This window comes from Paenibacillus validus NBRC 15382 (assembly GCF_004000985.1).
Classification (GTDB): domain Bacteria; phylum Bacillota; class Bacilli; order Paenibacillales; family NBRC-103111; genus Paenibacillus_G; species Paenibacillus_G validus.
This window is the reverse complement of the sequence record NZ_BIMH01000003.1, coordinates 160,581-173,153: the sequence shown is the minus strand read 5'-3', so window position 1 is coordinate 173,153 and position 12,573 is coordinate 160,581. Positions and strand designations below refer to the sequence as shown.

Genomic DNA, 12,573 nt, shown 5'->3' with positions numbered 1-12,573 from the left:
ATGGCTAAAAGTGTAGCGCAACAAATTGAAGGACGGATTAAACAAGAAGAAAGGAAACTGCAAGAGATTGAACAACTAATAGAATCGTATTGGGATAAGGTTAGAGAACTACGCAATATGATTTATACCTTACAACAGGGGGAACCGCACCCTGATAATCCTGTTAAAATCGCCGATCTTCAAAGGCAGGTACAGTATTACGAATCTTTAGCTGAACAAGTATCAGTAACTGAACGACATAACCAACTTTATAAACTTGGCATATTGAAAGAAAATGCTGTCAGATTACGGTACCTTTTACAGCACAATAAAACCATTTTAGTAACGAAACGCCAAGAGGTTCAGGTTGCTAAGTTACGGGCGGCTAAAATGGTTGAAGATGCAGAACAGACTGTACTAGATACACAGTGCATGATTGATATACAGGAGAAAGAGTTGCTAATTCTCGAAGGAGGGGAATAAGGTTGAACAATGAACTAAACCAAGCGGCTCTCGAAGCCCGTAGACAATACAACCGTGAATACGCAAGGAAGTGGCGGCAGCGTCCTGGCAATAAAGATAAGCAGAAGGAGTACGAGCGTAAGCGCTGGGAGCGGCTATCGTTAAAGTAGCCAGAGACTTACGAGGATGTGGCAGACGCCTATTTGATTAAATATATAGGGAAAACCCCCACCCACACTACAAAATCGAAAAATAAGGGGATTAGACTATGAGAGAAATAACAGAAGAAGCATTAATGTACGATGAGAACGACCATTTAGCGGCAATAGATTTACTAAGTTGCTATATTGATTTTATACAAGGTAAAGGTTTAACCCAGCAGTAGAAAGAGATCATAACGTCGGGAAATTGTTGATTGCTATTATTGATCAATACGAAGAAAACGTCGTAGGCAAGGAAAGATCCCAACGCAGTTTGTTGAATATTTGAGCCTTTTTGACCGAGGTGAATTAAGTCAAATACCAATTATCTTCATCTGGTTAACAACCAGCTTAGATTTTCAGAAAATGCTGGTTGATGCAACTTCGCGTAATAGAAGAATTTTACTACATGATAGCTTTATTATTACTGGTCCTGATAAGCATGAATGGCCAAAAATTATAGATGAAACATTTAGTTTCCATAATAGTGACAAGTCGCTGGCTGATTTTGAGATTATTGAAGAAGATGTAAAGGGAATTAGCATAGATTACCATACCATTGGGAGTGCTATGGAGGCAGTGGGGGTGCGTCTCGCTGATAATCTAATTGATATTCACAATCTATCGGAATACCAAGTAATACTAATGTGGCCAGTTTCGGATGCTCTACGAACCCAGCGCGTTTTGCAATTCTCTAAAGCCCGTGAAGGTTACAAACTTAATTGGGAAGCCTGGCATAGAGAGCTAAATGCCGAGGATCGGGCCCAACTACCATTGAAGGAATTGAATCGCACGCGTCTTTATTTTGACGTAAGGATAATACCTATCCGGGCTGCAGACCTTCGTAGGCTCTGTAATGACTTAGATAATCCAGAGGGTACTTATGGTGACTCTTATGTTGGAAGGTTTATGAGAACTCATTTTTACCAAGTTGTAGCTGATAAGTGGGATGAATATGAGTATACTCCTCTAAAGGAGAGAGAGTCCAAACGGGCTGAAGAAGCAAGGGTTTGGTATGAAAGTGTTACAACTAAGCCAACCCAGCTTGGGAGAAGGATAGCAAGAGTGTTTAGAACAAGCGGACTTGAGGCTACTTATGAAGAAACCTTAACTTCTGGGTATAGTTCAGTACGGGCTGATATTTTCATAAAGCGCCCAGGTTCTCAAAAGCCGAAGGTAATAATTGAAATAAAGGCTTTTTCAACAGAAGCAACCATGCCGTCTTCAATAAAGGACGCAATAAAAGTTACATTGAGAAGACATGCGCAATTTGCTGGTTTCTTGCAAAGACAATAATAAAAGGGCACCTTCAATGGCCTTCAATGGGTGCCCTTTTATTGACTATAAAGATTTTAGAAACAGTACCCAAAAACTTGCCGTTAAAGATAGAGCGGTGAACCGTATCATAAGTAACGGCAAGTTTTTTCCTGCTTTTCTTTAGCTTCAGGTCAGGATATCTCTCAATTGAATGACGGTAGGAATCATCGATCTGATTAGAATGTTCTTTATACGATTAATAAAATGAAATGAGACATTACTTGACAGCTTCAAAGTGGTATATTATAGTCGGACAAGCTAATAATAAAATGGCATATACTTCAAGGTCTTGAGGAGATTGAAAAGGAGTAACGGTACAATCAAAGCCGTGAACACGGGGAAATCCTAGGCTCTATTGAACTTAGGTTGTAAGCGACAACTTTGTCATCACCATTCTTACATAGAGAGGAGAAGTGCTGTTGGATTCACTTTGGTTGGAATATGCATGGGCATTACTGATTCTTATTGGATTGGAAGGTTTGCTATCGGCGGATAATGCCCTTGTTCTGGCGGTTATCGCGAAGCATTTACCGGAGGACCAGAAGAAGAAAGCCATCAATTATGGGATCATTATGGCTTTTGTTTTTCGCTTCGCCGCTCTGTTTGCGATATCGTTTATTGCGAACGTCTGGCAAATACAGGCGATTGGAGCAGCTTATCTTCTATACCTTGGGTTAAAGCACATAATCAAAGCGCGTTTCGGCAAGGAAAACGAGAACATCCGCGAGGACATAAAAAAAGATGCTACAGGAAAAGGCTTCTGGCCAACCGTAGGAAAAATTGCTCTTGCGGATCTCGCCTTTGCGATTGATTCCATTCTTGCTGCAGTAGCTCTAGCACTCGGTCTCCCGGACTCACCGCTTCGTGACTTCGGCGGTATGGACGGAGGACAATTCATCGTTGTTGTGCTTGGTGGAATCGCTGGGCTCGTCCTAATCAAATTCGCGGCTAATTGGTTTGTAAAGCTGCTTGCTCAGCGGCCAGCACTGGAGACCACGGCTTACGCGATCGTGGCATGGGTCGGTGTGAAGCTCGCTGTGATTACCCTGGCCCATGAAGATATTGGTGTGTTAGGTCATCATTTCCCGCATAGCACAGGCTGGACCCTTATCTTCTATGGTGTGTTGGTTGCGATCGCCCTTCTCGGTTGGTTTGCGCCTGCGAAAAAACATTCACAGGCTGATCAGCTCTAGGTTCAACATCCAGACAGTCCTTCATAGCTGACAAGTGGCCATCCCCTAAGGACAGCCCCATTTTGCATTTTGATTTTAGCTGCTGCTACTAAGGAGTAATTAACGACGTTTAAGGCGTTCAGGTGAACCATCCATTGTAGGATGGCCCTAAAACTTGCCGTTAAAGACAGCGCGGTGAACCGTACCATAAATGAGGCGAAACTTTGGATTTCTTTGGCTAGTGCGATTAGCCCACTTTAGATACTCTAAAGCAAAATGGAGACGGGCGGAGTAAGCCTTCCGTCTCCATTCTTATTTCCAACTCCCTAATTTTTATGGATCTAGCGAGATAGCGTTGATATCCTCCTATACTACCGCTCCTTTTAGCCTAGAAATAGGCATAAATCGGTACTTTAGACCCGCATATAAATTTGGAAAACTCATCTATAATTAAGGAAACTTTTTTCGATATTAATCGATATTTTCTCAGAAAAGGTGAGTTGTCTATGTTTTCTCCTTTCCAAAAGAAGAAGAATGGCCTTGAGGAGCAACAATCGCGAGGGGATCGCGGCATAAGGAGGGACTTGGAAGAACCACAGGAGGAAGTGTCGGTAAATTCAGCTAAATCCGAGGCGAGTGAAGAGCCTTCAGGCTCTATTATGATAAATAAGGCCCATATGGACAAAAGGTCGCTCGATCTGGTATTCGCCGTAGAGCAGATGATTAAGGCCAAGCAGCATGTCGAAATGAGCCACAACGATTTGCAGGATCGGCTAAGCCATTCGAACGGACAAATTGATCGATTGAACAGGGACTTGAAGAACCTGGGCAAGGTCATCGAGGAGCGTGAGAAGAGCATCCAGGAGCTGGAGCAGAGACTGACCGATAAGAATCTGAAGGTCGACCAGATGATGGAAGACTACCGAGAGCTCCATTCCACCTTGTCTGGTGAGATCGAGGAGCTTAAAAGCGTGATTGAGCTCGAACGCCAGAACTATGCGGGCTTGCTTCAGAAGCACAACGAGACGACTGCCGATAAGAACAAGAGAATCAGCGAGCTTGAAGAGAAGAACGGGAGGCTTGAAGCCGAGCTCTCCCAAATGAAACAGAAATTCGATGCCCTTCGTCAGGAGAAGACGCATCTCCTTAATATTGTAAATGACTTTACTAACCGGCTAACGTCTCCATTTGCACCGAATGCAGGCCCGATTGATGGAGCTTCAACCGATTAAGGTCATGTCGGGATTGAAAGAGAAGGACGAAGATGGGTATGGAGACATACAGTACACAGGTGATGGAGCTGCTGTCGCTTGGGAAGACCTCCGATGGTGTAAACCAAATCAAGGTCGTCGTTACCCAAGAGGACAGGCAAGCTACATACGTGATCGATATAGACGAGTTTACGTTTCTTGGGCTTGAAGCGTTGAGGCCATTGAATGGAGACAGGATTCGACTCTCTCCCTACTCCAAGTGGGATCCTTACCGAAATACCTTTTATAGTGCCATAATCAGAACCACAGGCGTCTCCCGGGATACGCTGTATTTTCCATGCAGCGAAGAATACATAAGTCAGATAAAGCGGATCAGGCAAACAGACCTTCCGCCCGTTCCGATGGACGAGGGAGGGCAGGATGGCGGGGTAGAGAAATTCGCTCAGCGCCGATCCCAATTCCTACGCCGATTCTCTGCACGCGTGCCGAGGATAGCGAATCTACTCCCGGTTATGCTCGGCTTGCTGGCTTTTCTATCTATCGCTTCCGGGGGCAAGGACGATTCCGTACGTATACTTAGCGAGCAAATCGGCGTAGCGAAGGCAGTGGTAACAACGGATGATTCGAATGCACCGATTGTTTCCGCATCCATTAGTGATATGCACAAGGGCGATATCTCACATGCGGCTGTCGTGGCAGACCAAACAGCCCTAACACAAGCCTCGATTCAGCCCAACGTCAATCAGGCGCAGATAGACTTTGAAGTCATCGACATCGATGAAGAGAAGAAGTTCTTCGGGTTGCCGGAGAAATACGTCGCCTTAACCTTCGATGATGGGCCCTCCCCGTTCACGAAGAATATCGTGGACATTCTGACGGAGCACAAGGTGGCGGCGACATTTCTATTCGTAGGGAAGAATGCGGAACGCAATCCGGATGCCGTTACCTATACGAGCGAGCATGGAATGTCGATCGGGAATCATTCCTGGGATCACAGTGTACTTACGAAAGCCGCCCCTCAGGATCAGAGTGAAAATTTGTCGAAGACAAGCAGCGTTGTCGAATCCCTAACGCATACTGCCGTTACTTTGTTCCGCCCCCCATACGGTGCGGTTAACGATGAACTTGTCTCCGCGGCCAAGAAGCAGAATATGAAGATCCTCCTGTGGAATCGAGATCCGGAGGACTGGAATGCGAAGAAGCCAGAGGACATCATTCGATACTTCCATCAGGTCGAAGCTGCTGGGGGCGTATATGTGCTGCATGAAGACAAGAACACGGTGGAGGCACTTCCAGATATTATAAAATACTTAAAAGGAAAGAACTTAACGTTCGTTGCCTTCAAATAAAATATACCAAAGTGATAGATAGTACAGATTCTCAGCAGTAGGTGTGTTCTCTAGAAGGGGTAGCTCCCCATTTGCATATGCTGTTGCCTGCTTAGCAACGACGTAAAAGGCACCCATTTGGGTGCTTTTTGATTTCGTTCTATAGATGATATGGTGAACCGTATCATAAGTAAGCACAAAGTCTTCTTTGTTGAATTTTGTCTGATTGGTTAATTATTATCTTGGAAATTAACTGATGTAAGATAGTTTTTTGACCTCATGTACTTGACCGAAATGGATGATTCTAGAGCAAGCATGATCTATACAGAAATTAATGTAAGCGAAGCTGTTGAAAATGTCATTTTAACGATGGAAGCCGTTATCTTTGAGAAACATATTTCACTTGGCTATGAAATTGAACCTGATTTGACTGCACGCGGCAACAGCGAGCAAATCAAACAAGTGGTCATGATCCTCTTGGAGAATGCTATTAAATACACGAATCCTAAGGGTTCAATAAACATTACTCTCAAGAAGCAGCTTATCGATATTCTTTTTTCGGTTGCCAATACCGGTGAAGGCATCTCATCAGAGCATCTGGAAAAGATCTTTGATCGGTTCTATCGTATGGATCAATCCAGGGTACGCAAGTATGGAGTTAGCTATTGCCAAAGCCATCATTGATCAACACAATGGCAAAATTTACGCCAAAAGCGTGATCAATGAAAATACCACGTTTACGTTTAACTTCCTTTGGTGTCGGCCGTCCCCCAAAAAGGGGTTCTTCTCCTGATACCGCCTGCAAACGCAAAAAGACGCTGACCTCACGCGGTCAGCGTCCTTTCGTTTAGGAGGCGAGGGGATTCCCGCCATTTGCTTATTCCTTTGCCTCGCTTCGGGCAAGCTCCTTACGTACGATTGGTGCGACCCTGGTGCCGAGCAGTTCGATGGCACGCAGGACTTCACGGTGCGGCATCGTACCGACATTCACATGTAGAAAGAAACGGGTAACCCCCAGGTTTTTGCGCAGTAGAATAATCTTTTCCGCCACATATTCGGGATCACCCACGTAGAGGGCGCCCCGAAGGCTGCGTGCGGCATCATAAGTTGCCCGGCTGTAATGCTGGCCCCAACCCCGCTCACGCCCGATAACGTTCATTTGGGCTTGTGTGGGAGGGAAGAATAAATCGGCAGCCTGCTCGGTTGTTTCCCCGACAAATCCGTGGGAATGAGTCGCAATCGGCAGTTTGGCAGGATCGTGCCCGGACTTCGCGGCAGCCTTCTTATAGAGGTCGACTAACGGCGCGAAACTCTCGGGCATTCCCCCGATGATGGCGAATGCGATCGGAAGACCCAGCATTCCTGCCCGAACAGCAGACTGTGGATTCCCGCCGCTTGCGATCCAAACGGGCAGCGGGTTCTGCACGGACCGGGGATAGACACCAAGGTTATGGATAGCGGGACGATGACCGCCGCGCCAAGACACCTTCTCCGAGGAGCGGATCGCTAGCAGCAGCTCCAGCTTTTCTTCGAACAATTCGTCATAATCATCCAGGCTGTATCCGAACAGCGGAAAGGATTCAATGAACGAACCCCGGCCCGCCATAATTTCGGCCCGGCCGTTGGAAATGCCGTCAAGGGTGGAGAAAGCTTGATACACGCGTACCGGGTCGTCCGAGGACAGCACGGTAACAGCGCTCGTAAGCTTTATCCGCTTGGTCATGGCAGCCGCTGCCGCCAATACAACAGCGGGCGCGGCGCCTGCGTAATCGGGTCGATGATGCTCCCCAATTCCATAGACATCCAGTCCGACCTGATCGGCCAGTACGATCTCCTCAACCGCATTGCGTAGCCGCTCGGCATGGCTGATGACCTCTCCTGTCACCGGGTCAGGTGTAGTCTCCAAAAATGTACTGATTCCTATTTCCATGTTGATCGCCGAATCGGCCATGTTGATTCGCCTCCTTTATTACCTATAGTTTACTCATTTATTTATGGCTTCTCAAATTTAATAAGTTGCTATCGGGAATGTTGGGGAAAGGAAGCCCAATGCTTAATTAACCCCTTGCATACGTTCCAATCTTGTCGATAATTCCCTCTAATTCCAATTATGATTATATCTCAGCTCTTACTCATTCATCGGTTCCCATCCATAGTATCTCGTCGTTTCATCATCTCTTTCGGGCATGCCGGGGAGGATAAGTCCTCCATCAACACGCAAGCTTACCCCTGTTATGTAAGAAGCCGCGTCGGATGCAAGCCACAGCACTGCTTCCCCGATATCCTCAGGTTTACCCGTACGGCGAAGTGGAATCTTTTTCCCCAGTTTATCGTAAAATTCACGGTTCTCTTTCTCGATTTCGGTTGCTCCTGGCGCAATGTTATTTATCCGAATGCCGTGGATGGCCATCTCTAGCGCTGCAGATTCGCTGGCTCTCGTAAGTGCGGCTTTCATGCCGCCGTAAATGGAATCATGTGGATAAGCCCGTTCCGCACGGGTAGATGTAATATTAATCATGCTTCCTCGAATACCCTTATCGAGCATATGAAGGCCGATGGCTTTCATCAAAAGCACAGGGGCTATAAAATCTATATGAATAAACTTAATCATTTCGTCGGTTTTTATTTCCGTTAGCCTGCCGCCAAAACCGGCTCCCGCGTTGTTTACGAGCAAATCAACCTCTCCCAAAACGCTGATCGCTTCCTTCGCGTAATCTTTGACGAAGTTTGGTTCGGAGAGATCGCCCCGAATGCTATGAAGCTTCCGACCATACACGCCTTCGATTTCGTCGGCCAAATTTCGGATCCCCTCCGTATTGGAACAATACACGGTAGAGATGTCATATCCGTTTTTAGCCAGAACCAAAGCGATCCCATGGCCGATGCCGCTGCTCGCCCCGGTAACTATGGCAGTTTTGCGGATCACTTTCTTCTCTTCGTGCGAATTGGATTCACCATTCACGTTGATCACGATTAATATCATTCTCCTTCATTCAGCCGAGTAATCGTAAACGTTTGTCCTTATGCGACGACAAAAAAACCCCCTAAGGTCAACAAGTGTCGGAAGTCCATGCAATCATGAACGCTTCTTTGCACTGTCTGCCATAAGGGGATGTTCTAGCTAAGGGAACTGCTTGTTATAGGCTTGGATAAAGGCGTTTCTACCGCTTCTTAAGCCTCTTCTTCTTGTAAGGTTTTGATCTGGATCATAACGGCATGCGGATCGGATAACACCTTGACTCCGTCCCGGAAAATAAGATCGGATACGAGAAGCTGGTCGCCGATTGCAAGGCCGCTTATATCGACTTCCATGGCACTCGGCAATTGATCGGGCATACAGCGCACCTCAACTTCGTACATTTCGACCTGCAGAACCCCTCCGGCTTTCACGCCGACGGCCTCTCCGGCAAAGTGAATCGTCACCTTGCTGTCCATGCTTTCACTCATGTTCACATGATGAAAGTCGATATGAATCAGCTTGCCCGTCAACGTATCCCGTTGAATGCTTTGGATAAGGACCGGCACGACACCCGCTTCGGATGTTACAGCTTGCAGAATAGCGCGCGGATTTTTCCTGAGCACATCCAACACTTCTTTTTCATTCACTTCTACCGATATAGTATCTTTGCCCATCCCATATAGTACAGCCGGAATGAGTCCCTGCTTTCTGCTTTGCTTCATTTGGGACTTGAATACACTCGTACGTTCGCTTAACTGAATGGATTTGCTCATAGTTTTGTTCCCGCTCTCTTTTGACCATAAATTCTTGTCAAAAAAAGCATATCATGACCGGACAATCTTGTCAAACATTCATCATTTCTTATTCATATTCAATAAAAGGATCTGGAATTTCAATTCGATAGGCTTCAGCGTCGCTGACGCCGACGGAAAGTATCGCCCGGCCATTGCCTAATCGTATGAGCCCGCCGCTGAATATAACGTCCTCAAGATCAGGACGTTTCCCGGGCCCCCTTGGAAAATCGTCTCTTACCGCTATAATTTTCATCGGCGTTTTCTCGCAGGTTTCGGGATTTATTGAAAAAACCATGGAATAGTAATGCTTGTTTCGCTCACTATCGAAACAAGCGATATGACCCAGAACGCCAACATGGCCATTCTTGAGCAAATGCGCCTCGCTCGCGCCTCCCCATTCTTCAGGAACGAATTGATCTTGAAGAATTTCCGCATCAAGGAAGGTTTGTTCATTAAGCTCCTCAAGTGAAGGAATAATCGTAAAACCGATCTGTCCTCTTCCGCCCCTGTCCCCTTGCGGCCTTGTGAATATACCGATCTGACCACTTTGAAGCTCTATCAAACGAATATCCTTCATCGTACCGGGTCCGGACGAAAAATGGCATAACGAATCGATATGCAATCCACGGTAAAACTGGGTAACCCAAGAAACGATTTTATCCGGATTATCGGCACTGGTAATGATTTCTACGCCGCCGAAAATCAATTCCCCCTTGATGAAGGTAATGCAGGGATCCTGTAAATTATAGGTGTGCGTATGCACCCTTGGCTTCCAAACCTGGTTTGTGCAAGTAAAAAAGAAGACTTGAGAGAACTCGCTGTTTCGTTCCTCAACTCTTCCTACGATAACTTCCTCCCCGTCATAGCGAAACGGGGCCGTTATATTGTATACATCCCGGTTCCCGACTCCCGAGAATACTAACTTCTCCACCTTCGTTTCCCGGGGAGCTGCGTGAAATTTATCCAGCAGTTGCTTGCATGTTTCAATTACGGGTTGTTTTTCTCTCATTACTTTCCCCCTGGTAGCCATCCGATTCATCTATCGCGCAATCCGTATATCCGTCATCTTCCATTACAATGAGCTGAGCTGGCTGGATATTAAAGTATATGCAAAGCTTCAGCAGTAAGTCTCGAGGATATTGAACCATCTCATCCTTGTACATTCTGCGAATGGAATCAAAGTGATAATCAACATCTTTGGCGAGCTTGCGAATCGATAGTTTGGGATCATATTGTTTCATAACTTCCTTTAAATTACTGCGTATGACCGGCATACACGCACCTCCTACACCAATATATATCGACCATAAAGGAAAATCAATAAATTTGACAAGAAAAAATGGTCATGTTATGCTTTGGCAATAAAAACAGTAAATGGAAAAAGTCAATAAATTTGAATAGCCGCCGTTATATTTGGAAATAAAGATATCTTTATTTTCTTTTTTTTCTACAGTGGAATAACCATACAACAGAGGTTTTCGACCTCTGTTTGTCGAAGTAATGGGGTATCATTTCTCAATGAACAGGAGGCTCTTTATGCGTCCTAAAAATTGAATCGTTCCTGAAAAAACCATATACTTTCGTCCCGAAATGTCGAACTGCCCGCACTGTGAATCAAAACTTGTGCGAGCACATGCTGTATGGAAAAAGAAAATTTCGACGTTACAAGGAGTTATTTTCGCATGGAGTATGGCGTACCGCTGTCCTAGCCAGAAGTGCCCTCATCCCGGTGCGCTTTACAGGTCTGCTGAAGCAGAAAAACTCTGTATGAAATTTACGACCTACGGATTCGACGTGCTCTGTCTTGTAGGTGAGCTGCGCTTTAAGCATCACATGACTCGTCAAGAGATTGCTGATGAACTGAATGGCCGCGGTGTAAAGACAACCGACCGCAACGCTCAAATGCTTTACGAGCGGTACCTCGCTCTTCTTGGCGCAAGTATTGATCAGCATGTCAGCGAAGTTCTGAAAGTCGTAGCTGAGCAAAACGGCGGTCTGATGCTTTCCATGGACGGCGTTCAACCAGAGAAAGGAAACGAAACACTGTATGTCATTCGTGAAGTGTTCAGCGGCACGGTACTTGTCGCGAAAAACTTGAACAGCGGATCATCAGAAGAGCTTCAAAATCTCATTCGCCCCATCACTCAGCTTGGCTATCCTATCATTGGAATCGTCAGCGATGGCCAACAGTCGATTCGTCTAGCCTTTGAAAAGTTATTGCCGAATGTACCTTACCAATACTGCCAGTATCACTATTTGAAAGACATCGCCAAGCCGGTTGTGGACCTGGATCGAAAACTCAAAACTGAGATCAAGAAAAGTCTCCGCGGCATCCGGGAGATCGAGCGTAGGGTAGAAGCCCAATCTTCAGAAGAGAGCGAAGTAGCTCGGGGTTACATCGCAGCTGCGAGATCCCTGCTATTAGAAGACGGCAATCTGCCACTGGATCTGCCCGGCATGCGAATTTACCAAAATGCGAAAGCGATTCAGGCGTCACTTGAACAATGCCTGAGTAAAAAAGGGGCCTTCGATTCTTCAATCCATCGTCAGAATATTTAGCAAATTAGATTCATTTGAATCTCATTACTACGATACATGCCGGTGGATGGAACCTATTCGCCGCATCGTTAAAGCACTAGAACCGTCTGAACACAAAACTAGTCACACCGTCCGTGAGGAAATGACTCAAATCCTTATCTGGATGCGAAGCATTTATGATCGGGATACCGACTTGCCCATGTTGAAGAACGTAGAGAGCTACACAAAAGGCTTTTGGAAAGGCTTATTCTCTTGCTACGATCATTCGCATTTACCACGAACAAACAATGACCATGAACGTTTTTTCCGGCAGACGAAGACGCGTCATCGTCGGATGACAGGTCGTCGTAGCTGGAATGAATACATACTTCGAAATGGCGAATATGTTGTGCTTGTCGACGATGCACTGCGACAGAAAGACTTGTCTGACAGACTAAGTCTTGTTTCTTATGAGAATTACAAACAACAAAAACAGCATTGGAATAACCGACTAAAAGAAAGCGTCCTTCGCCGAAGGTTCAGAAAAAATCCACTGGCTTACCTACAAGAACTTGAAAATAAACACAGTGTGTTGGTTATTCCGCTGTAGTTTTTTTTCCCAAAAACTTTGCAT

At 45.8% G+C, this 12,573-nt stretch carries 14 protein-coding genes; 9 read left to right on the top strand and 5 right to left on the bottom strand.

Features of this window, described 5'->3' with window-relative positions; genetic code table 11:
* The 7 genes from PVA01S_RS03790 (at nt 1) to PVA01S_RS03765 (ending at nt 6,353) form a co-directional block, all read left to right on the top strand.
* Nucleotides 1-462, top strand: coding sequence for a hypothetical protein (locus tag PVA01S_RS03790; RefSeq protein ID WP_127605296.1), 462 nt, complete (start codon nt 1-3; stop codon nt 460-462).
* Nucleotides 463-464: 2 nt separating this feature from the next.
* Nucleotides 465-611, top strand: a complete 147-nt coding sequence (locus PVA01S_RS26455) for a hypothetical protein (RefSeq protein ID WP_164751728.1) — start codon at nt 465-467, stop codon at nt 609-611.
* Between the two features lie 315 nt (nt 612-926).
* Nucleotides 927-1,937, top strand: a complete 1,011-nt coding sequence (locus tag PVA01S_RS03785; protein ID WP_127605294.1) for an ATP-binding protein — start codon at nt 927-929, stop codon at nt 1,935-1,937.
* Nucleotides 1,938-2,377: 440 nt separating this feature from the next.
* On the top strand, nt 2,378-3,151 hold the full coding sequence (locus PVA01S_RS03780; RefSeq protein ID WP_127605291.1) for a TerC family protein: 774 nt from the start codon (nt 2,378-2,380) through the stop codon (nt 3,149-3,151).
* Between the two features lie 563 nt (nt 3,152-3,714).
* On the top strand, nt 3,715-4,362 hold the full coding sequence (locus tag PVA01S_RS03775) for a hypothetical protein (protein ID WP_236595735.1): 648 nt from the start codon (nt 3,715-3,717) through the stop codon (nt 4,360-4,362).
* A gap of 32 nt (nt 4,363-4,394) precedes the next feature.
* Nucleotides 4,395-5,690: a polysaccharide deacetylase family protein gene (locus PVA01S_RS03770; protein ID WP_127605287.1), complete on the top strand. Its 1,296-nt coding sequence runs from the start codon at nt 4,395-4,397 to the stop codon at nt 5,688-5,690.
* Between the two features lie 258 nt (nt 5,691-5,948).
* The gene (locus PVA01S_RS03765; protein ID WP_244932888.1) at nt 5,949-6,353 is read left to right on the top strand and encodes a sensor histidine kinase; all 405 of its coding nucleotides are present in this window, start codon (nt 5,949-5,951) and stop codon (nt 6,351-6,353) included.
* A gap of 193 nt (nt 6,354-6,546) precedes the next feature.
* On the opposite strand, the gene PVA01S_RS03760 is transcribed toward PVA01S_RS03765, so the two are convergent.
* The 5 genes from PVA01S_RS03760 to PVA01S_RS03740 all read right to left on the bottom strand — a co-directional run bounded on the left by PVA01S_RS03760 (nt 6,547) and on the right by PVA01S_RS03740 (nt 10,696).
* Nucleotides 6,547-7,620: an LLM class flavin-dependent oxidoreductase gene (locus PVA01S_RS03760; RefSeq protein WP_174817555.1), complete on the bottom strand. Its 1,074-nt coding sequence runs from the start codon at nt 7,618-7,620 to the stop codon at nt 6,547-6,549.
* A gap of 177 nt (nt 7,621-7,797) precedes the next feature.
* Nucleotides 7,798-8,652, bottom strand: a complete 855-nt coding sequence (locus tag PVA01S_RS03755; RefSeq protein ID WP_127605285.1) for an SDR family NAD(P)-dependent oxidoreductase — start codon at nt 8,650-8,652, stop codon at nt 7,798-7,800.
* A gap of 188 nt (nt 8,653-8,840) precedes the next feature.
* A complete protein-coding gene (locus PVA01S_RS03750) occupies nt 8,841-9,401 on the bottom strand; it encodes a 50S ribosomal protein L25 (protein WP_127605283.1) in 561 nt (186 codons plus the stop codon).
* 88 nt (nt 9,402-9,489) lie between these two features.
* Nucleotides 9,490-10,431, bottom strand: coding sequence for a DUF1861 family protein (locus tag PVA01S_RS03745; RefSeq protein WP_127605281.1), 942 nt, complete (start codon nt 10,429-10,431; stop codon nt 9,490-9,492).
* The gene (locus PVA01S_RS03740; protein ID WP_127605279.1) at nt 10,406-10,696 is read right to left on the bottom strand and encodes a helix-turn-helix domain-containing protein; all 291 of its coding nucleotides are present in this window, start codon (nt 10,694-10,696) and stop codon (nt 10,406-10,408) included. The genes PVA01S_RS03745 and PVA01S_RS03740 overlap by 26 nt, the downstream gene beginning before the upstream one ends.
* Nucleotides 10,697-11,189: 493 nt before the next feature.
* On the opposite strand from PVA01S_RS03740, the gene PVA01S_RS03735 reads away from it, so the two are divergent.
* Together PVA01S_RS03735 and PVA01S_RS03730 are read left to right on the top strand one after the other, a co-directional pair.
* Nucleotides 11,190-11,981: a transposase gene (locus PVA01S_RS03735; protein WP_244932887.1), complete on the top strand. Its 792-nt coding sequence runs from the start codon at nt 11,190-11,192 to the stop codon at nt 11,979-11,981.
* A 46-nt stretch (nt 11,982-12,027) separates the two neighbouring features.
* Nucleotides 12,028-12,549 carry a hypothetical protein gene (locus PVA01S_RS03730; protein WP_127605277.1) on the top strand — a complete coding sequence of 174 codons (522 nt, stop codon included), beginning with the start codon at nt 12,028-12,030 and terminating at the stop codon, nt 12,547-12,549.
* Nucleotides 12,550-12,573: the final 24 nt, after the last annotated feature.

Bases quoted from the DNA above. Each gene is read 5' to 3' on its own strand.
- PVA01S_RS03730 (WP_127605277.1), top strand. From the start codon at position 12,028: ATGGAACCTATTCGCCGCATCGTTAAAGCACTAGAACCGTCTGAACAC.
- PVA01S_RS03790 (WP_127605296.1), top strand. From the start codon at position 1: ATGGCTAAAAGTGTAGCGCAACAAATTGAAGGACGGATTAAACAAGAA.
- PVA01S_RS03750 (WP_127605283.1), bottom strand. From the start codon at position 9,401: ATGAGCAAATCCATTCAGTTAAGCGAACGTACGAGTGTATTCAAGTCC.
- PVA01S_RS03755 (WP_127605285.1), bottom strand. From the start codon at position 8,652: ATGATATTAATCGTGATCAACGTGAATGGTGAATCCAATTCGCACGAA.
- PVA01S_RS03745 (WP_127605281.1), bottom strand. From the start codon at position 10,431: ATGAGAGAAAAACAACCCGTAATTGAAACATGCAAGCAACTGCTGGAT.
- PVA01S_RS03765 (WP_244932888.1), top strand. From the start codon at position 5,949: ATGTACTTGACCGAAATGGATGATTCTAGAGCAAGCATGATCTATACA.
- PVA01S_RS03760 (WP_174817555.1), bottom strand. From the start codon at position 7,620: ATGGCCGATTCGGCGATCAACATGGAAATAGGAATCAGTACATTTTTG.
- PVA01S_RS03770 (WP_127605287.1), top strand. From the start codon at position 4,395: ATGGGTATGGAGACATACAGTACACAGGTGATGGAGCTGCTGTCGCTT.
- PVA01S_RS03735 (WP_244932887.1), top strand. From the start codon at position 11,190: ATGAAATTTACGACCTACGGATTCGACGTGCTCTGTCTTGTAGGTGAG.
- PVA01S_RS03740 (WP_127605279.1), bottom strand. From the start codon at position 10,696: ATGCCGGTCATACGCAGTAATTTAAAGGAAGTTATGAAACAATATGAT.